General features: G+C 71.6%; 16 protein-coding genes. 6 read left to right on the top strand and 10 right to left on the bottom strand.

Features of this window, described 5'->3' with window-relative positions:
• Positions 1 to 58: 58 nt before the first annotated feature.
• The 4 genes from ACH4S7_RS16515 to ACH4S7_RS16500 form a co-directional block, all read right to left on the bottom strand.
• Positions 59 to 1,324 carry an FAD-dependent monooxygenase gene (locus tag ACH4S7_RS16515; RefSeq protein WP_398521857.1) on the bottom strand — a complete coding sequence of 422 codons (1,266 nt, stop codon included), beginning with the start codon at positions 1,322 to 1,324 and terminating at the stop codon, positions 59 to 61.
• 277 nt (positions 1,325 to 1,601) lie between these two features.
• Positions 1,602 to 2,510, bottom strand: a complete 909-nt coding sequence (locus ACH4S7_RS16510) for a LysR family transcriptional regulator (protein WP_398521856.1) — start codon at positions 2,508 to 2,510, stop codon at positions 1,602 to 1,604.
• Positions 2,511 to 2,568: 58 nt separating this feature from the next.
• Positions 2,569 to 3,183, bottom strand: coding sequence for a CE1759 family FMN reductase (locus ACH4S7_RS16505; RefSeq protein WP_398521855.1), 615 nt, complete (start codon positions 3,181 to 3,183; stop codon positions 2,569 to 2,571).
• 13 nt (positions 3,184 to 3,196) lie between these two features.
• On the bottom strand, positions 3,197 to 4,312 hold the full coding sequence (locus ACH4S7_RS16500) for a CE1758 family FMN-dependent luciferase-like monooxygenase (RefSeq protein ID WP_398521899.1): 1,116 nt from the start codon (positions 4,310 to 4,312) through the stop codon (positions 3,197 to 3,199).
• Positions 4,313 to 4,729: 417 nt separating this feature from the next.
• On the opposite strand from ACH4S7_RS16500, the gene ACH4S7_RS16495 reads away from it, so the two are divergent.
• Complete coding sequence (locus tag ACH4S7_RS16495) at positions 4,730 to 5,356, top strand: hypothetical protein (RefSeq protein WP_398521854.1); 627 nt, start codon at positions 4,730 to 4,732, stop codon at positions 5,354 to 5,356.
• A gap of 52 nt (positions 5,357 to 5,408) precedes the next feature.
• Positions 5,409 to 6,056 (top strand): class F sortase, encoded by a 648-nt coding sequence (locus tag ACH4S7_RS16490; protein ID WP_398521853.1) that lies wholly within the window; start codon positions 5,409 to 5,411, stop codon positions 6,054 to 6,056.
• A gap of 37 nt (positions 6,057 to 6,093) precedes the next feature.
• Here ACH4S7_RS16490 and ACH4S7_RS16485 read toward each other — a convergent pair whose 3' ends face one another.
• On the bottom strand, positions 6,094 to 7,233 hold the full coding sequence (locus tag ACH4S7_RS16485) for a magnesium and cobalt transport protein CorA (protein WP_398521852.1): 1,140 nt from the start codon (positions 7,231 to 7,233) through the stop codon (positions 6,094 to 6,096).
• 215 nt (positions 7,234 to 7,448) lie between these two features.
• On the opposite strand from ACH4S7_RS16485, the gene ACH4S7_RS16480 reads away from it, so the two are divergent.
• On the top strand, positions 7,449 to 8,576 hold the full coding sequence (locus ACH4S7_RS16480; RefSeq protein ID WP_398521851.1) for a winged helix DNA-binding domain-containing protein: 1,128 nt from the start codon (positions 7,449 to 7,451) through the stop codon (positions 8,574 to 8,576).
• Between the two features lie 72 nt (positions 8,577 to 8,648).
• On the opposite strand, the gene lysA is transcribed toward ACH4S7_RS16480, so the two are convergent.
• From lysA to ACH4S7_RS16465, 3 genes are all read right to left on the bottom strand, one after another.
• Positions 8,649 to 9,986 (bottom strand): diaminopimelate decarboxylase, encoded by a 1,338-nt coding sequence (lysA, locus tag ACH4S7_RS16475; protein ID WP_398521850.1) that lies wholly within the window; start codon positions 9,984 to 9,986, stop codon positions 8,649 to 8,651.
• Between the two features lie 205 nt (positions 9,987 to 10,191).
• Complete coding sequence (locus ACH4S7_RS16470; RefSeq protein WP_398521898.1) at positions 10,192 to 10,557, bottom strand: SAV_915 family protein; 366 nt, start codon at positions 10,555 to 10,557, stop codon at positions 10,192 to 10,194.
• Between the two features lie 475 nt (positions 10,558 to 11,032).
• Entirely contained in the window at positions 11,033 to 11,878 is an 846-nt protein-coding gene (locus tag ACH4S7_RS16465; RefSeq protein WP_398521849.1) for a response regulator transcription factor, read from the bottom strand.
• Between the two features lie 116 nt (positions 11,879 to 11,994).
• Between ACH4S7_RS16465 and ACH4S7_RS16460 the strand changes: the two genes are divergently transcribed.
• Both ACH4S7_RS16460 and ACH4S7_RS16455 read left to right on the top strand, forming a co-directional pair.
• Positions 11,995 to 13,680, top strand: a complete 1,686-nt coding sequence (locus ACH4S7_RS16460) for an AMP-binding protein (RefSeq protein WP_398521848.1) — start codon at positions 11,995 to 11,997, stop codon at positions 13,678 to 13,680.
• The gene (locus ACH4S7_RS16455; protein WP_398521847.1) at positions 13,677 to 15,284 is read left to right on the top strand and encodes an AMP-binding protein; all 1,608 of its coding nucleotides are present in this window, start codon (positions 13,677 to 13,679) and stop codon (positions 15,282 to 15,284) included. Before ACH4S7_RS16460 ends, ACH4S7_RS16455 begins: the two co-directional genes overlap by 4 nt.
• Before the next feature lie 126 nt (positions 15,285 to 15,410).
• Here the strand turns inward: ACH4S7_RS16455 and ACH4S7_RS16450 are convergent, their stop codons facing one another.
• Positions 15,411 to 15,917, bottom strand: coding sequence for a GNAT family N-acetyltransferase (locus ACH4S7_RS16450; RefSeq protein WP_398521846.1), 507 nt, complete (start codon positions 15,915 to 15,917; stop codon positions 15,411 to 15,413).
• 112 nt (positions 15,918 to 16,029) lie between these two features.
• Positions 16,030 to 17,040, bottom strand: a complete 1,011-nt coding sequence (locus ACH4S7_RS16445; RefSeq protein WP_398521845.1) for a hypothetical protein — start codon at positions 17,038 to 17,040, stop codon at positions 16,030 to 16,032.
• A 209-nt stretch (positions 17,041 to 17,249) separates the two neighbouring features.
• Here ACH4S7_RS16445 and gcl point away from each other — a divergent pair, with 209 nt between their 5' ends.
• Entirely contained in the window at positions 17,250 to 19,028 is a 1,779-nt protein-coding gene (gene gcl / locus ACH4S7_RS16440) for a glyoxylate carboligase (RefSeq protein WP_398521844.1), read from the top strand.
• The last annotated feature ends 190 nt before the right edge of the window (positions 19,029 to 19,218 follow it).

Raw genomic sequence — 19,218 nt, 5'->3', positions numbered from 1 at the left:
GGGCCGACGGAGACTGGGCCCGCCTGCCGGGGGGTACCGCCGTGGGTACGGTCGGTCCTCAACCCGACGAGCCCATGGCACGGTGCGGGACCGTCCATGACGCATGGGTGTTGACCTGGTCCACGGTGGCCTGCGCCAGCTCTCGGTAGCGGGTCGCCATTCTGTCGGCCTGGCCGGCGGGCAGCGTCCCACCGTGCAGGGCCGCCCGCGCGATGATGTCCTCCGGTCCCAGATTCCGGTTGGCCAGCACGATCGCGTTGACGGTCGGTCGGCGCATCCGGTCGTAGCGGCGGAGCGCGGCCACGGGGTCGCTCTCCCCGGACAGGCACCAGGCCAGGACACGAGTGTCGACGACCGACTGTGATCCGCCGTTCATGCCCATGGGGAACATCGGGTGCGCGGCGTCCCCGAGCAGGGTGACCCGTCCGAAGCTCCAGCGCGGCAGGGGGTCGCGGTCGAGCATCGGGTATTCGAAGATCGCCGCGGTGCGCTCGATCAGCGCCGTGAGATCGATCCACGGCAGGTTCCACGACGCCAGACCGGCACGGGCCTCCGCGGTCGTGACCCGACGGCTGCCGTTGCCGTCGCCGTCCGGAGGCGGGCCGGACGGTCCGTGCCGTACCTCCAGTACCCAGTTCATCAGGGCGTCGCCGCCGTCGGCCGCCGCGTCCTTGATCGGATAGGCGACGAACTTCGCGCCGGGGGTGCCCCCGGCCACCACGATCGTACGGCCGTCGAGGAGGTGCGGATGGTGGGCGACCCCGCGCCACATATGGACGCCGTTCCGGTTCGACGGACCCTCGCCCGGATACAACCGGGCCCGGACCGCGGAGTCGATGCCGTCGGCGCCGACCAGCACATCGGCTTCGGCCACCGTGGGCAGGCCGCTCGTCCGGTCCAGGAAGTGGGCTCGTACGCCGTCCGCCGTCTGTTCGAAGCGCTGGAACAGCAGACCGGTGCGGACCGAGTCCGGCCCCAGGCGTTCGCGCACCGCCGTCAGCAGCATCACCTGTAGAAGACCGCGGTGTACGGAGTGCTGCGGCCAGTGGTAGCCGGCCGCGATTCCCAGGGGCTCCTCCCACACCGCCGCGCCCGCCCGGTCGCGGTAGCTCAGCCGGTGCGGGGGCAGCGCGATGGAGGCCAGCTCACCGGCCAGGCCGAGTTCGGCGAGTTCCCGGACGGCGTGCGGCAGCAGGTTGATGCCCACGCCGACCGCCTCGACCGTGCGCGCCGCTTCGTACACCTGTGGTGCGAAGCCGGCGGCGTGCAGGCTCAGCGCGCAGGTCAACCCGGCAATGCCGCCGCCCACGACGGTCACTCTCATCGGTCCGTTCCTGCCTTTCACCGGGGGTCACGGCGCCGGGGGCCGCGGCACCCCCCGGGACGCATCCCGAAGCGGCTCGTTCAGGAGGATCTCCTCCTCGGTGATCCCCGGAAGCCGGCCGTGGGCCCACGGCCCGCCGTCCAGCCTCCGGCCACCGGCCGCGCGCGTCCAATACCGAGCGGTGATGGCAGCCGTCATGATCAGTGATGCCGCCGTGATCAGTGGTCGCACCGGGAACACCGCCGTGCGCATCGGGAACACCGCTGTGCGCGGTGGGTCATGCCGTGTTCCCGTCGCCGGTCGGCCGGTCGGGCAGCTCCGTCCACAGGCCGAGGAAGGCCCGCAGCGGCGCGCGCGACTGGGCACTCAGGCGCCAGACGAACACCTTCCGCAACTGGATGGCGGGTTCCAGCGGCACGACGACGATCCTCGGGTCGCTGCCGAGGACGGGGCTCGCGTGCGAGGTCAGGGCGATGCCCACCCGCTCCGTGACCAACGCGACCTGGAGGGCGACGTCGTTCGTGGCGTGGGCGATGTCCAGCCGCAGCCCCTGCGCGACGAAGGCATCGCGGATGAACGCGTGGACCCCGCTGTCGGGGCCGTAGCTGATGACGGGGTGCCGGGCGGCCTCGGCGAGGGGCATCGGGCTGTTCGCCGCCCTGCTGCCGGCGATGAGGACTGCGACGATCCGGTCCTCCAGGAGTACGCGTGATCCGATGGCGGCGGGCAGCCCCTCCGGCGGCGCCGCGATCACGGCCGCGTCGATCTCTCCGTCCCGGACCTTCGCCAGCAGGGACGGGCTCGACGCCCCGCTGAGACGCACGGAGACTCCGGGGTACCGGCGGTGGTACTCGCCCAGCAGCCGGGGGATGCGGGTACCGTCCAGACCCCCGACGCTGCCCAGCGCGAATGAGCCGCTGAGCAGTCCGGAGCGCTCGGCGAACTCCAGGGTGGCCGCCGCGGCCGCCGCGAGACAGGCCCGGGCGTGCGGCAGCAGGGCGGCGCCCCCGGAGGTGAGGACCACCTGCCGGGGCAGCCGTTCGAACAGGGGCTCGCCGAGTTCCTTCTCCAGGGCCTGGATCTGCTGGCTGATCGCCGGCTGGACGACATGACAGCGCGCCGCCGCCTTGGTGAACGACCCCTCCTCCGCCACCGCGACGAAGTACTCAAGCGTGCGGAGCTCCATGGCCGTGAGATTACCAACGCCGCTGCCAGCCAGGGGTGTTGTCGTGGCCGCCCGAGCCTTACTCACTGCCGCCGAGAAGCCGCTCCATCGCCGTCAGCTCTTCGGCGAAGGGATCGCGCCGGGTCCGCTGCCCGCAGCCGCGTGCCAGCCGGGTGAAATCCGCCGCCGCGGCGGTGATCCGGCTGCTCAGGCCCGTCCCCTCGGCACGGGCTCCGAAGTCATCGGTGGCGGCGTAGACGCCCCGGGGCGACACGATCGCGTGCAGATACGAGAACATCGGCCGCAGCGCGTGCTCCAGGACCAGGGAATGCCGTTCGGTCCCACCGGTGGCGCCGAGCAGCACGGGCATGTCCGCGAGTGAATCCGGCGGCAGCACGTCGAAGAAGGACTTGAACAATCCGCTGAAGGACGCGTTGAACGCAGGTGTGACCACGATGAGGGCGTCCGCGCCGCTCACCGACTCGAACGCCTCCTCCAGGGGCTCCGTCGGGAATCCGCTCAGCATCGCGTCGATGATCGCCCGGCCGAGCGGTCGCAGTTCGACGAAGGAGGACTCCAGCGGAACGCCCGCCGCCGCGAACTCCGCGCGGACCGCCGCCTCCAGCCGGTCGGCGAGCAGCCGCGTCGAGGACGGTTCGCGCAGTCCACCGCTGACGATCACCAGTGTGGTCATCGCGGCCACCTCCTCACGGTGCTCCCGGTGTTCCCGAGGCTTGCCCGTCGTCGTGCTCCCGCCGCGCCCGCAGCAGCGACTGGTGCGTGGGCGCGGGCACGGCCTCGGGTGAGCGGCCGATCGCGAACTCCTTCCGCAGGACCGGCACCACCTCCTCGCCGAGGAGGTCGAGCTGTTCCAGCACCGTCTTCAGCGGCAGTCCCGCATGGTCGATCACGAAGAGCTGGCGCTGGTAGTCCCCGACGTACTCGCGGAAACCCAGCGTCTTCTCGATGACCTGCTGCGGTGATCCGACGGTCAGTGGTGTCAGCGAGGAGAACTCCTCCAGCGACGGACCGTGCCCGTACACCGGAGCATTGTCGAAGTAGGGCCGGAATTCCCGGACCGCCTGCTGGCTGTCGTGGCGTACGAAGACCTGGCCGCCGAGCCCGACGATGGCGGACGCCGCCGTTCCGTGGCCGTAGTGCTCGTACCGCTGCCGGTACAGCTCCACCATGCGCTGGGTGTGGGCGGGTGGCCAGAAGATGTGGTTCGCGAAGAAGCCGTCCCCGTGGTAGGCGGCCAACTCCGCTATCTCGGGAGTGCGGATGGAGCCGTGCCAGACGAAGGGCGGCACTCCGTCGAGGGGGCGCGGGGCGAGTGTGAACCCCTGGAGGGGGGAGCGCAGCTTGCCTTCCCAGTCGACGACCGTCTCACGCCACAGCCGCCGCAGCAGCCCGTAGTGCTCGATGGTCAGCGGGATGGCCTCGCGGATGTCCTGTCCGAACCAGGGATAGACGGGACCGGTGTTCCCGCGCCCCAGCATCACATCCGTCCGCCCGTCGGACAGGTGCTGGAGCACGCTGAAATCCTCCGCGATCTTCACCGGGTCGTTGGTGGTGATCAGTGTGGTGGAGGTCGACAGGATGATCCGCTCGGTCCGGGCGGCGATATAGCCGAGCAGCGTCGTGGGGGAGGACGGCACGAAGGGCGGGTTGTGGTGCTCGCCGGTGGCGAAGACGTCCAGTCCGACCTCCTCCACCTTCTCGGCGATGGTGAGGGTGGCCCGGATGCGCTCCGCCTCGCTGGGCGTGGCACCGGTGGTCGGATCGGTGGTGACGTCACCGATGGTGAAGATCCCGAACTGCATGTCACTCATCTCGTCCGCTCCCTTCCTGCCGCCGCTCGGGCGCAGGCCCCGCGCGCCGGGCGGATATGGCGGGGATATCGCACGCCCGGCGTCCCTGAGCGGGCCGTCACCTCCATGGAGGGCACGGCATCAGGCATTCGGCCTACTCTCACAGGTTCGAACCGAATGGCACCGTCCGCCACCCGGCCCGTCGATATCGGCGCGGAGACCGGATACCCCGGGGATTCCGTTACGGATACGGATACGGATACGGATACGGATACGGATACGGGCGCGGGGACGCGGGCTCTTGCATCCGCCAGTCAGGGCATTTCCACCGCCGCACCGGCGTTTCCCGCCTCCCTTTTCGCTATCCCGTGCATTTCTAGGACGGTCGCTTGATTAGTACGACAATCATCCCGGCTTGAAGGAGCCCGCATGCCCATCTCCGCCCTCGTCCGCCCCCGCAGCGCCCGCACGGGCGCCGCGGTAGCCGCCGCCCTCGTGGGCGGTCTCGCCCTGGCCGACGCTCCCGCCGCGTTCGCGGCCCCCGGGGACAGCGGTGACCTCACCGTCCTGTCGTCCGGCCCCTTGCACGGCAACAGCAACCGCGGGGGACCCGTCTGCAAGTTCAGGCTTGCCGCGGACAACTTCGACACGCTCCCCGCCATCCCGTGGACCATCACGTCCCGGCCACCCACGGTGCCTCCAGGAGACACCCTGACCGGGACCCTCCCGCTGTCGCAGGGCCGGGCCCGCAGCGCCGAGTACCGGCTTCCCGACGGCACCTACGAGCTCCAGTGGGTGGTCCCCGGCGGTGTGACGAAGCAGAAGACGTTCGTGGTCCGCTGCGACGAGGGCAAGAACCCCGGCCGGGCGGCCCACCACCGACCGTCCGGGCCCGTCCCCGCGGGCGGCGGCGGCGTCCCGACCACGGAGACCGTCGCGGCGTCCGGCGATTCCCACGCCGGAACCACCGCGGCGCTGGCGGTCGGTGCGGCCGGTATCGCCGGACTCCTCCTGGCCCGCAGGGCAGCACGCCGCCGCGCCCGTGGCGAGGCATAACGGACCCTGCCGGCCGCGGCGTCGGGGACCGAGCCGCGCATGTCGTCTCACCATGACGCTGTGCGCGGCCACGTCTCTGGTGGCGGGCGTCCTCTGGGCGGGCGGGGACTCGTCCGAGCAGGAGCCATCGGCCACCGTCGCCCGCAGCTCCGACGCTGCGGGCGGCGCGCCGCCGCCGTTTCGAAGGGCCCCGCAGGCGACGCCGGAGAACATTCCGGCGTCCCACGCACCGCTGTCGCCCTCCCGGGCCGTGAAGCTGGTCATCCCCGCCATCGTGATCGAGGCGCCGCTCATGGGCGTCGGACTGGACTCCCGAGGCCGCCTCGGCGCGCCGCCGCTGAACATGCCCAAGGTCGCGGGGTGGTACCAGGACGGACCCTCACCCGGCGAGGTCGGCACCTCCCTGATCGTCGGCCACCGGGACACCACGAAAGGGGTCGCCATCTTCCTCAACCTCAATGCCCTGCGACGCGGTGACACCGTGAAGGTCCGGCGCGCGGATCGGCAGACGGCGGTCTTCACCGTCGACGCCGTCAGAACCTACAAGAAGAGCGAATTCCCGGACGACAAGGTCTACGGGCCGGCAAAGCGACCGGAACTCCGGCTGCTGACCTGCGGCGGACGCTTCGACAAGAAGACCGGCTACTCCGCCAACGTCGTTGTCTTCGCCCACCTCACCGCCCTCAGGAAAGCGCTGTAGCACGCTCGACGAGACCCTCGGGCGACCCCACCACTCCTCAGAGCCAGCCCCGCCGCTTGAACACCACGTACAGACCGGTACACACCATGGCCATCAGCAGGACCGCGAAGGGATAGCCGAACGCCCAGCCCAGTTCCGGCATCCGCTCGAAGTTCATCCCGTACACCGTCCCCACCAGCGTCGGCGCGAAGAGGATCGCCGCCCAAGACGAGATCTTCTTGACCTCCTCGTTCTGCTCGAACCCCGCCTCCGCCAGCGCCCGCATCTCCGCGTTCTGCTGCTGGGTCACCAGCGTCGCGTTCACCGTCAGGATGTCCGCGAGGGCCTGGCGGAAGCCGTCGACCCGCTCGCTCGTATGCGTCACATGGTCGGCGACGTCCCGCAGGTACCGCTGGAGCTCGTCGTCCGTGTCGTACTTGGAGAACCCCGCCATCAGTCCGTGCAACATCCCCACCAGGGGCCGGGTCGCGCGCTGGAACTCGACCATCTCGCGGGACAGCTCATAGATCCGGCGCGGTACCGCGGGGTCCCCGCCGAAGACCTGGGTCTCGATCTCGTCGATGTCGTTCTGCACCCCGGCGACCACCGGTGCGTACCCGTCGACCACCGCGTCCAGGATCGCGTACAGCACCGCCTCCGGACCGAGCGCGAGTAGCTCCGGAGTCTCCTCCATCCGGTGGCGGACCGCCGACAGATCGGGGGCCGCGCCGTGGCGGACCGTGATCAGGAAGTCCTTGCCGATGAAGACATGCAGTTCGCCGAAGTCGACCTGCTCGCGGGCGTCGAGGTACCGCGCCGCCCGCAGGACGACGAAGAGCGTGTCGCCGTACCGCTCCAGCTTCGGGCGCTGGTGCGCCTCCATCGCATCCTCGACCGCCAGCTCATGGAGGTCGAACTCCGCCGCCAGCGAGAGCAGCTCCGCCTCCGTCGGGCGGTGCAGCCCGATCCACGCCATCCCGTCGGGGTACGCGCGCAGCTCGCGATAGGTCTCGGCGAGCGAATCGGGTACGGAGACCCGGCGCCCGTCGCGGTAGAGCGCCGCCTCGACCACACTCTCCTCGTCCCGGTGGTCGCGTTGGGCGAGCGGCGAGCGCGGTACGGGAGAGGGCGCGGCGGGTATGTCCTCCGGGGGTGGCGCGCCCCCGGGAGCCCGGTCGCGCTTCGGGTACAGCGGCATCGCTCATCTCACCTTTCCGAGGGCGGCGGGTCCGCCCGGGGCAGCGTATCCGGGGCGTGTGAACCCGGTACGACGAGCCGGCGAACGCTGTGAACACCCTGTGTCGCGGGTGTCACGCCCATCCCGCCCCGCCACCGCGCCCCTTCGGAGGAGTGTCCCCACACCGGGCCGGGAAGAGGACAGAAGTTGTCCGCGACTCTCCGTATCGTGTGCCCATGGCCACCAGAACGACACCTCCTGTGCTCGGCGCCCGCGCCCTGAACCGCGCCACGCTGGACCGTCAGCTCCTGCTGCGCCGCGCGCCCCGCGCCACCCTGTCGGTCCTGGCCGCCGTCGAACACGTCGTGGGCCTCCAGGCGCAGAACGTGAAGCCGCCCTACTTCGCGCTCGCCGCCCGGCTGGCGGCCTTCGACCCGGCGGAACTCTCCGGACTGATGGCCTCCCGCCAGGTCGCGCGGCTGGTCACCATGCGCTCCACCATCCACACCCACACCGCCGACGACTGCCTCACCCTCCGGCCCCTGATGCAGAGCGGCGGACCCGAACGCGAGTTGCGGGCGTTCCGCGCCGGGCTCGCCGGAGTCGACCTCGACCGGCTCCGGCGGACGACCCGCGAACTGGTCGAGGAGGAACCGCGGACCATGCGGCAGCTCCGGGACGCGCTGCTGCTCCAGTGGCCGGAGGCCGACCCCTTCTCGCTCTCCGTGGCCGCCCGCTGTGTCCTGCCCCTGGTGCAGGTCACCCCGCGCGGACTCTGGGGCGGCAGCGGACAGGTCGCGCTGACCACCGCCGAGCACTGGTTCGGCCGGGGACCGATGGCGGCGGCGACGGCCGACGCCGCCGTCCTGCGCTACCTCGCGGCGTTCGGTCCCGCCTCCGTCAAGGACATGCAGACGTGGTCCGGGCTGACCCGGATGCGGGAGGTCTTCGCCCGACTACGGCCCCAGCTCGCCGTGTTCCAGGACGACAGGGGCGGCGAACTCTTCGACCTCCCCGACGCCCCCCGGCCCGACGAGGACACCCCCGCCCCGCCCCGCTTCCTCCCTGAGTACGACAATCTGCTGCTCTCCCACGCCGACCGGCGCCGGGTCGTGGCCCGGGACGAACACCGGGCGCTCACCTGGCGCGGCAACCAGTCCTATCCCACCCTCCTGGTGGACGGATTCCTCGCCGGCATCTGGCGGCTGACCGATGAGGGGGAGCGGACGGCCCTGACCGTGCAGCCGTTCGGCGAACTGACCCCGGCGCAGCGGGACGAGGTCGCGGCGGAGGGAGAGCTGACGCTCACGGCGATGTCCGCGAACACCTCGTACGACATCCGCTTCGAGACCTTCCTCGACTGAGTCCTGGCCGGGCGGTCCCCCGGCCAGGACCCGGAGACCGCCCGTACCTGAGCCCCGGTGGTCGGATGCGGCTCAGAGACCGACGTCCCGGCCGCGGTGGTCGTCGAAGGTCTCTCGCCGCAGCAGCAGTCGGGACCGCCCCTCCGACACCGCCACCACCGGCGGCCGGCCCGTCATGTCGTACCCCGACGCCATCGACACGTGGTACGCGCCCGACGCCGGTACCGCCAGGACGTCTCCGGGCCGGACGTCCTCCGGTAGTTCCACCGACTCCGCGAGCACATCGCGCGCCTCGCCGTGCCTGCCGACGACCGTCGTCGCCCGCGCCGGTGCCGGCGACCGGCGGCCCACCAGCCGGGCCGTGTACCGCGCCCCGTACAGCGCGGGCCGGGGGTTGTCGCTCATCCCGCCGTCCACGGCGACCACGAGCCGCCCGGCCGTCCGCTTGACCGAGAGCACCCGGTAGAGGGCGATCCCGGCCGTCGCCATGATCGAGCGGCCCGGCTCCACCGTCAGCCGCGGCTGCGGGAAGTCGAACTCCGCGCAGCTCCGCACCAGTTCGTCATGGATGCGGCGCCCGTACGCGGCCGGGGACGGGGCCGGATCGCCCGGCAGATACGCCACGGCGAACCCGCCACCCAGATCGAGTTCGGGCAGGGTGACCCCGTACCGCTCCCGAATCCCCGCCATGAACGCGATCACCCGCCGTACGCTCCGCGCGTACGGTTCCGGGGAGGCGATCTGCGACCCCAGATGAATGTGCGGGCCGACCAGTTCGAGACAGGGCTGCCCCAGGATCCGGGCCACGGCGTCCGCCGCGTCCCCGTTGGCGATGGAGAGACCGAACCGCTGACCCGCCGCGCCGGTACGGCACCCCGCCGCGCTGCCCGCCATCACATCGGGCAGCACCCGCACCATCACCTGCTGCGGCTCGGGACCCGGCACCTGGGCCGCGATCCGGGCTATCTCGCAGTCCGAGTCGATGACGATCCGGCCGACGCCGAACCGCAGTGCGGTCCGCAGGTCACCGGGCGATTTGGCGTTGCCGTGCAGCACCATCCGCTCGGTGGGGAAGCCGCGGGTGGCCGCCAGCTCCAGCTCGCCCGCGGAGCGCACGTCGAGGCCGAGACCCTCCTGCGCCATCCAGTCCACGACGGCCCGGGAGAGGAACGCCTTGGCCGCGTACACCACATCGGCATCGGGCAGGGCGCGCCGCCAGGCGCGGGCACGGGCGCGGACCTCGCCCTCGTCGAGGACATAGGCGGGGGTCCCGTGCCGGTCGGCGATCTCGCTGAGCGGCACGCCGCCCACCGTCACATCCCCGTCCGCCGTCGGCACGGCGGATGCCGGCCACACCGACGGAGCGGCGAGGGCGGGTGTCGACACCGGGGCCACTGATACAACCGTCATCCGTACTCCCCTGTCCATGAGCCTGTTCCAGCCTGTCTGTCGGGGGCCGTCCGAGCCGGTCCGGACTCACACCGGGGCCCTGCCGAACCGGCTCCGGGCGCGTCCGGGCCCGTCCGAGCCTTTCCACCCGCCGAACGCTTCAGTCCCGAAAGGCGGCGGGCGTGATCGCCGCCCGCCCGCCGCCCGTCGCCTCCACCGCCGCGATCTACCCTTCGACGCCGCGCCGCGCGCACGGCTGTCCCGGCGCCGGGAACCCGCCCGCGGTGGGTACGGGGGCGGTGACCGAGCTGGCCGGGGGATCCACCGTCACCGTCGTCACGCCGAGCGGTTCGGCGAGGGTGCGCAGGGCGGGTTCGGCGAGCCTGATCCACGGCTGCCGGTCACCGAGCGCGGCGGTCAGCCGCGCGGCGCCGGTGAATCCGACGGCGGTTCGCACACCCAGCGGGGTTCGCATGAAGCGCAGGTGACACCCTCCGGCGGAGCCGAGCCGAACCGGCACGTAGAGCACCCCCGCCGGGCGGGGTTCGTCGGGGTCGGCGCTGTCCGCGCCTGCACGGGTGAGCGTTTCCATGGTGTCCTCCACCGGGGAGTCGAGCGTGGTGCTGACCATCCGAAGCTATGCCCCGGCCGGAGGGGGAGCGAGCCCTCCTGACGCGTCGTTTATCGTCCGGGGCAGGTCCTTGACGCGATCCTTGCGGGGTGCGGGGTGCGGGGTGCGGGGTGCGGGGTGCGGGGTGCGGGGTGCGGGGTGCGGGGTGCGGGGTGCGGGGTGCGGGGTGCGGGCCCTGGCTCGGTCAGGGTGGCCGGTCTCGCATGTACGACGACTGGTGTACGGGGGTCACGCGCGGCCGGCCGCGCGCGGCCCCCGTACCTCTGGGCGCTCCTGCGGGAGAAGGCCGACAGGGCCGACAGGGCCGCCTCGGCGGCGCCCAGTCCGTGCCCGTCGAGATCCGTATCACCGGCTGACGCATGCGGCGCACCAGGCTGGAGGCAGTGGCGGCGGCTTCGCCGTGTGGGGTCGGTGCGGCACCCCGGGGCGGGTCGCGCTACGGCAGCAGCCCCGCCCGCCGCGCCGCCACCACCGCCTCCAGCCTGGTGTGCGCGCCCAACTTCCGCATCGCCGCGCGCAGATACCCCTTCACCGTCTCCGGCCGCAGCCCCAGCCGCTCCGCGGCCCCCGCATTGGTCGAACCGGCCGCCACGCACGCCAGCACATCCACCTCGCGCGGCGCCAGCGCCACCGCCCCGCCCGCAGGGGCGCCCCGCACCGGCGCCCCGCCCCCCCCGGCCGCCGCCAGCCGGCCGCAGGCCGCGAGCAGTTGCTCCCGTAGGACCGGGTCGGTCACCCGGGGGGCGAGCGCCCGCAGCTCGCCGTGCACCTCGCGGACCTCCTCCCACGCCCCGGGGCCCGTCACCGGATCCCGCGCGATCGTCAGCAGGCCCTGCACCTCGTCCCGTACGACCAGTGCCTGTTCGACATCGCGCGCCGCCGCGACCGCCGCATCGAAGGTGCGGTCACCCAGCGGCACCGCGCGGCGCAGCGCCCCGTACAGCACCCCCCGCACCTTGCGTCGCACGACCACCGGCACGGCGAGCACCGAGCGCAGCCCTTCCCGCGAGACGGCCGCGTCGTACTCATGGCTGATGTGCCGCGCCTCCGGGTAGTTGGTCACCGCACAGGGTCGGGAGAGCGCGATCGATTTGCCGCCCAGTCCGTTCCCCGTGCAGATCGTCAGCCCGAAGAGCGCACTCGTCTGCGCCCCGCTGAGCTGGGCGATCCGCAGTCGCTGGGGGTCCTGGAGCAGCCCCCCGAAGGCGATGGGCACCCCGCTCGCCAGCCGGAGCCGCAGCAGCGCCGCCCGCATCTCCACCGCTTCGCCAGGCTCGGCCACGGCTGCACTCCCTCTGCTCTCCCGACCTGCGGGGGGCCACCCCCGAACGGGGGTGGTGAGACGTAGGTCACTGACTCCACGATGCTACTGAGCGAGGGCGGCAATGAGGAGGGCATATGACGGCAAGCGGCACGAACGAGGAGTTCCGGTCGGCGCGGGACTTCTTGCTGCGACACCGGGAGGAGTACGAACGCGCGTACGACGGGTTCGTCTGGCCCCGGCCGGAGTGGTTCAACTGGGCCCTCGACTGGTTCGACGTGATCGCCGACGGCAATGAACGGACCGCCCTCCACATCGTCGAGGAGGACGGATCCGAGCTGCGGCTCACCTTCGCCGAACTCGCCGCCCGTTCGAACAGGGTGGCCAACTACCTTCGTGACCAGGGCGTTCGCGCTGGTGACCGGATGATCGTCATGCTCGGCAATCAGCACGAGCTGTGGGAGATCGCCCTCGCCGCGATGAAGCTGCGCGCCGTCGTCATCCCCGCGACACCGCTGCTGCCACCCGCCGATCTGCGCGACCGGGTCGAGCGCGGCCGCGCGGCGCATGTGCTCGTACGTTCGACGGACACGGTCAAGTTCGCCGAGGTCCCCGGCGACTACACCCGGATCGCGGTGGGCGACGCGGTCGACGGCTGGCTCCGGTACGCCGACACCGGCACCGCCGACGCCCGCTTCCGGCCCGACGGCGTCACCCGATCCGACGACCCCCTGATGCTCTACTTCACCTCCGGCACCACCGATCGGCCCAAGCTCGTCGAGCACACCCACACCTCGTACCCCATCGGCCATCTCGCGACGATGTACTGGATCGGTCTCCAGCCCGGCGATGTGCACCTCAACATCTCCTCGCCCGGTTGGGCCAAGCACGCCTGGTCCAATCTCTTCGCCCCCTGGAACGCCGAGGCCACCGTCTTCGTCCTCAACTACGACCGGTTCGACGCCGGTCGGCTGATGGCGGAGATGGACCGGGTGGGCGTGACCAGCTTCTGCGCCCCGCCCACGGTGTGGCGGATGCTGATCCAGGCGGACCTCACCCAGCTCCGCACCCCACCGCGCGAGGTGGTCGCGGCGGGCGAGCCGCTCAATCCGGAGGTCATCGAGACCGTGCGCCGGGAGTGGGGCGTCACCATCCGGGACGGCTTCGGCCAGACCGAGACCGCCGTCCAGGTCGCCAACACTCCGGGCCAACTGCTGAAGGCCGGTTCGATGGGCCGCCCGAGCCCCGGATTCCGCGTCGAACTGCTCGACCCGGTCACCGGCGCGCCCGGCGCCGCGGAGGGGGAGATCGCGCTCGATCTGTCGGTCCGGCCGGTCGGGCTGATGACCGGCTACCAGGGCGATCCGGAGCGTACGGCCCTGTGCACGGCCGACGGCTACTACCGCACCGGAGACATCGGCTCCCGCGACGCCGACGGATACATCACCTATATCGGCAGGTCGGACGATGTCTTCAAGGCATCCGACTACAAGATCTCGCCGTTCGAGCTGGAGAGCGCGCTGCTGGAGCACGAGGCGGTGGCGGAGGCGGCGGTCGTCCCCGCCCCCGACCCGCTGCGGCTCGCCGTCCCGAAGGCGTACATCGTGCTGGCGGCGGGCTGGGAGCCCGGGCCGGACACCGCGAAGGTCCTCTTCGCGCACTCCCGTTCCGTCCTCGCCCCGTACAAACGCGTCCGCCGACTGGAGTTCGCCGAACTGCCCAAGACCGTCTCCGGCAAGATCCGTCGGGTCGAGCTGCGCGAGCGCGCGGCCTTGCCTCCGATGGGGTCCGGCACCGAGTACGACGAGGGAGAGCTGGGATGAGCCTTTCGTACGAACACGGCACCGGGGGCACGGCGCTGCTCGGCGACACCATCGGCCGCAACCTCGACCGGGCGGTCGCCGCGTACCCGGACCGGGAGGCACTGATCGACCTGGGCTCCGGCGACCGCTACACCTACGCCGCGTTCGGCGCCGCCGTCGACCGGCTCGCCCGGGGCTTCCTGGGCGTCGGTGTCGCCAAGGGCGACCGGGTCGGCGTCTGGGCCGTCAACCGGGCGGAGTGGGTGCTCACCCAGTACGCCACCGCCCGGATCGGCGCGATCCTGGTCAACATCAACCCGGCGTACCGCGCGCATGAACTGCGTTACGTCCTCGACCAGGCCGGGGTATCCGTGCTCTGTGCCTCCCAGCGCCACAAGACCAGCGATTACCGCGCCATGGTCGATGAGGTGCGGGCCGACTGCCCGTCGCTGCGGTCCGTGCACTACTTCGGGGACGAATCCTGGGAGCTGTTGCTGGCCGCCGCAGCCGGCGTCACCGGCGGCGAGCTGTCGGCGCGCGGGGCGGAGCTGTCGTGCGACGATCCGGTCAACATCCAGTACACCTCCGGCACCACGGGTTTCCCCAAGGGCGCCACCCTCTCGCACCACAACATCCTCAACAACGGCTACTTCGTGGGCGAGGCGCTCGGCTACACCGAACGCGACCGGATATGCATACCCGTGCCCTTCTACCACTGCTTCGGCATGGTGATGGGCAATCTCGCGGCCACCTCGCACGGCGCCTGCGTGGTCATCCCGGCGCCGTCGTTCGACCCGGTGGCGACCCTGCGCGCCGTCGCGGATGAGCGCTGCACCTCGCTCTACGGCGTGCCGACGATGTTCATCGCCGAACTGGGCCTGCCGGACTTCGCCTCGTACGACCTCGGCTCGCTCCGCACCGGCATCATGGCGGGCTCCCCCTGCCCGGTGGAGGTGATGAAGCGGGTCGTCGCCGAGATGCACATGGCGGAGGTGTCGATCTGCTACGGAATGACGGAGACCTCCCCCGTCTCCACCCAGACCCGCCGCGACGACGACGTGGAGCGGCGCACCGGCACGGTCGGCCGGGCGCTGCCGCATGTCGAGGTGAAGGTGGTGGACCCGGTCACCGGTGTGACGCTGCCCCGGGGTGAGCCCGGTGAACTGCGCACCCGTGGCTACGGGGTGATGCTCGGCTACTGGGGCGAGCCGGAGCGGACCGCCGAGGCCGTCGACGCCGGCCGCTGGATGCACACCGGCGACCTCGCGGAGATGCGCGACGACGGCTATGTGCGGATCGTCGGACGGATCAAGGACATGGTCATCAGGGGTGGCGAGAACGTCTATCCCCGCGAGATCGAGGAGTTCCTGTACGCCCACCCGAAGGTGCTGGACGTCCAGGTGGTCGGCGTCCCGGACCGGGTGTACGGGGAGGAGATCCTCGCCTGCGTCATTCCCCGCGACCCGGCCGACCCGCCGACGCTGGAGGACATCGCCGCCTTCTGCCGCGAACAGCTTGCGCACTACAAGATTCCACGCCGGTTGGAGATCCTGGACGGCTTTCCGATGACCGTGAGCGGCAAGGTGCGGAAGGTGGAGCTGCGGGAGCGGTACGGATCGTCCTGATCCGGGCGGCGGCGAGCGGGAGAGCGGGCGAGTGCGTACGGGAGCGGCGGCCGGAGCGGGGGCGGGCTCGGCAGCGAGCTCAGTAGGGGGGAACGGATCCGGAGCGGGGGCCCCGGCCGGTCGCGGTCACAGCTCCCGGCGCATACAGACCCGGGGCCAGTGGTCCAGGCCGATCTTCCCTTCCTGGCGTCTGATCTCCCGCAGACCCTCGGTGAGTTCGGCGTCGGCGAGGGTACGGAAACCCAGTCGGGCGTAGTACGGGGCGTTCCACGGGACCTCCGCGAACGTCGTCAGCGTGAGCGCCGGGAGCCCATCGGCGGCGGCGCGGACGGCGAGCTGGTCGATCAGTCTGCTGCCCAGTCGCCGGCGGGCGGCGGCCGGATGCACCGTGACCTGCTCGATGTGCGCGGCTCCGTCGACCTCTTCGTGGATCAGATAGGCGAGCGGCTGGCCGGCGCCGTCCACGGAGACCCAGACCTGGTCCGCACGGCGGTGGCGTTCCAGCAGATCGAGCGACGGCGGTTCGTCGTCGGCGACCGCCGCCATGCCGAGTGCACGGAACGGCTCCCCGGCCGCCCGCTCGATGTCCTGGAGGCGGGGCAGCTCGGCTGCGGTGGCGAGTCGCACAGTCATACGGGAAGTATCGCGCGGGGGCCGTGCGCGGTCCGGGCGGGGTGGGCCCCGAGCCGGGCGGGGCCACAGGGCCGGCTGGGGCTGGGGCTCGGTGGTTGCGGGCCGGGTGGGGCTACGGGCCGGTGGCGAACAGGTCCTCCGCCGGGCGGTTCACCGGCTGGGGCGTGCCCGTGAGGTCCATGACGAAGAGCGGGACACCCAGCTCGGCCGCGCGTGCCCTGGCGTCGTCGGAGTATCCGGCGAGGGAGAAGTGGACGGTCGGCACCGAGGCGCTCAGGCCGTTCAGCCAGAGGCATTCGATATCGCGCGGGGTCACCTGCCGGGTGGAGGGATCGACCTGGGCGATCAGTCCGGGCCCGCGCAGACTGACGGCGGACGTGTCCGGAGGTACGGCGGCTGCCAGCGGCCGTACCTCCGGCGGGTGGATCTCCCGCTGCACCACATCGCGGAAGCCGAGCCAGGTGAGGTAGAGCAGCGCGGTGGTGATGGCGTCCGCGGCCGTACGGATGGTGAGGGGGCGGAACGAGGGGCGCGGGGTGCTCGCGGTGCGGGGGAGCGGAATGCGTGGCTGCCGGAGCGGCGGCGCGTCCCCGGCGCCCGGTGTCTGTCCCGTACTCGTCGGGATCCCGCTGTCCAGGGCGTGTTCCGTACTCAACGCGTGTTCCGTGGCCGGTGTGTGTCCGCTGTCCGGTGTGAGTCCCGCGCCGGGCGGGTTCCCGGAGCCCGGAGCGTGTCCCCTACGGTCCGGGTGGCCCGTGCCCGGGGGGCGACCGGCGGCGGGGGCAGCGCCCGCGACCGCCTCATCCGGTGTGGCGCTTCCCGTGCGTTCGTCCGCCCGCCCGGTGGTACCGCTCGGTGCCGCGCCCGCCGAGCGCACGGGTATGCGCAGCAAGGTGCCGCACGGGCAGCCCAGTTCCGGCTGGGGCCAGTGGTCCCGTCGGCCGCACCTGAGGCAGCGGACCAGCACCCAGTCGTCGTCCCAGGTGCGGCGGACGAATCGCTCGGGCGGGGCGGTGAGCAGCGGCGGAGCCAGTGGCGCGCCGCAGGCGCAGGGATAGACCGGGGCGGCGTACAGGTGCTCGCGAAGGCAGGACGGACAGCGCACCGACACGGCTTCGGCCATCGCTCATCCCCTTCGGGCCCCTCGGGCGTGGATTCGCTCCCCATCGTCCACCACCGGCCGGGGGGTTGGCGAGGGAGTGTCCGTCATCCCTTGACGCCGTCCGACCCGACTCCTACATTGCTTCCATATAGCAGAACTAATATTCCACATTGCGGAATTGCTGCTCTGGAGTCCGGAGCCCGATCCGCCCGGTCGAAGCAGGAGCACCCATGGCTCGAATGACGGCTGCCCGAGCGGCGGTGGAGATCCTCCAGCGCGAGGGAGTCACCCAGGCGTTCGGCGTGCCCGGCGCGGCGATCAACCCCTTCTACAAGGCGCTGAAGGAAGGCGGCGGCATCGCGCACACGCTGGCCCGCCATGTCGAGGGCGCCTCACACATGGCCGAGGGCTACACCCGCGCCGCTCCGGGCAACATCGGAGTCTGCGTCGGCACATCGGGACCGGCCGGCACCGACATGATCACCGGCCTCTACTCGGCCATCGGCGACTCGATCCCGATCCTCTGCATCACCGGCCAGGCGCCGACCGCCGTCATACACAAGGAGGACTTCCAGGCCGTCGACATCGCCTCCATCGCACGGCCCGTCACCAAGGCCGCGACCACCGTCCTGGAGGCCGCGCAGGTCCCCGGCGTCTTCCAACAGGCGTTCCATCTGATGCGCTCCGGCCGCCCGGGGCCCGTACTGATCGATCTGCCGATCGACGTCCAGCTCACCGAGATCGAGTTCGACCCGGAGACCTACACCCCGCTGCCCGTCTACCGGCCGACGGCCAGCCGGGCCCAGATCGAGAAGGCGCTCTCCCTGCTGCTGGCGTCCGAGCGCCCGTTGATCGTGGCCGGGGGCGGGGTGGTCAACGCCGATGCCGCCGCGTCGCTGGTCGAGTTCGCCGAACTGACCGGGACCCCGGTCGTCCCCACCCTGATGGGCTGGGGCACCATCCCCGACGACCACGAGCTGAACGCGGGCATGGTCGGCCTCCAGACCTCGCACCGGTACGGCAACGCGACCTTCCTGGAGTCCGACTTCGTCCTCGGTATCGGCAACCGCTGGGCCAACCGGCACACCGGTGGCCTGGAGGTCTACACCCGGGGCCGTACCTTCGTCCACGTCGATATCGAGCCCACCCAGATCGGCAAGATCTTCGCCCCCGACTACGGCATCGCGTCCGACGCCGGCGCGGCCCTGGACCTCTTCGTGGAGGTCGCCAGGGAGCTGAAGGCGGCCGGCCGGCTCCCCGACCGTACGGCGTGGGCCGCGGCGGCACAGGAGCGCAGGGCCACGCTCCAGCGCCGTACCCACTTCGACCAGGTCCCGATGAAACCGCAGCGCGTGTACGAGGAGATGAACCGGGCCTTCGGTCCCGAGACGCGCTATGTCACCACCATCGGCCTCTCGCAGATCGCCGGCGCGCAGATGTTGAACGTCTACCGACCGCGCCACTGGATCAACTGCGGCCAGGCCGGGCCGCTCGGCTGGACCATCCCCGCCGCGCTCGGCGTCGCCACCGCCGATCCCGATTCCCCGGTCGTCGCGCTCTCGGGCGACTACGACTTCCAGTTCATGCTGGAGGAGTTGGCGGTCGGCGCGCAGCACCGGATTCCGTACATCCACGTCCTGGTGAACAACGCCTACCTCGGGCTGATCCGGCAGGCCCAGCGCCAGTTGGACATCGACTTCCAGGTCAATCTGGAGTTCGAGAACATCAACTCCCCGGAGCTGGGGGTCTACGGCGTCGACCATGTGAAGGTCGTCGAGGGTCTGGGCTGCAAGGCGATCCGGGTCACCGATCCGGACCAGCTCCTCCCGGCGTTCGATGAGGCGAAGAAACTGGCGGCCGAGTACCGGGTGCCGGTGGTCGTGGAGGCGATCCTGGAGCGGGTCACCCATATCTCCATGGGCGCGCAGATCGACGCGGTCAACGAGTGGGAGGACGTGGCGAGCGAGCCGGGCCACGCCCCGACGTCCATCAGGCCGCTGAGGGTCTGACCCGCGCTCTCCCACGACGGCCGCCGTCCCGAACCGGGTCCACCGGTACGGGACGGCGGCCGTCGGCGTCGTGCCCATGGGGTTCAGGGGTCCGGGGGTGGAGGCTGCCGGGGGCGGGGCGCGGGTCCGGGTCGGGGGCTGCCGGTGTCGGGTTCGCGGGTCCGGGGGCGGGGGGCGATGACGAGGGCGG

The organism is Streptomyces sp. NPDC020965, from assembly GCF_044333555.1.
GTDB lineage: Bacteria > Actinomycetota > Actinomycetes > Streptomycetales > Streptomycetaceae > Streptomyces.
Note: the sequence above shows the minus strand (reverse complement) of the source record. Positions and strands in the feature narration are given on the sequence as shown.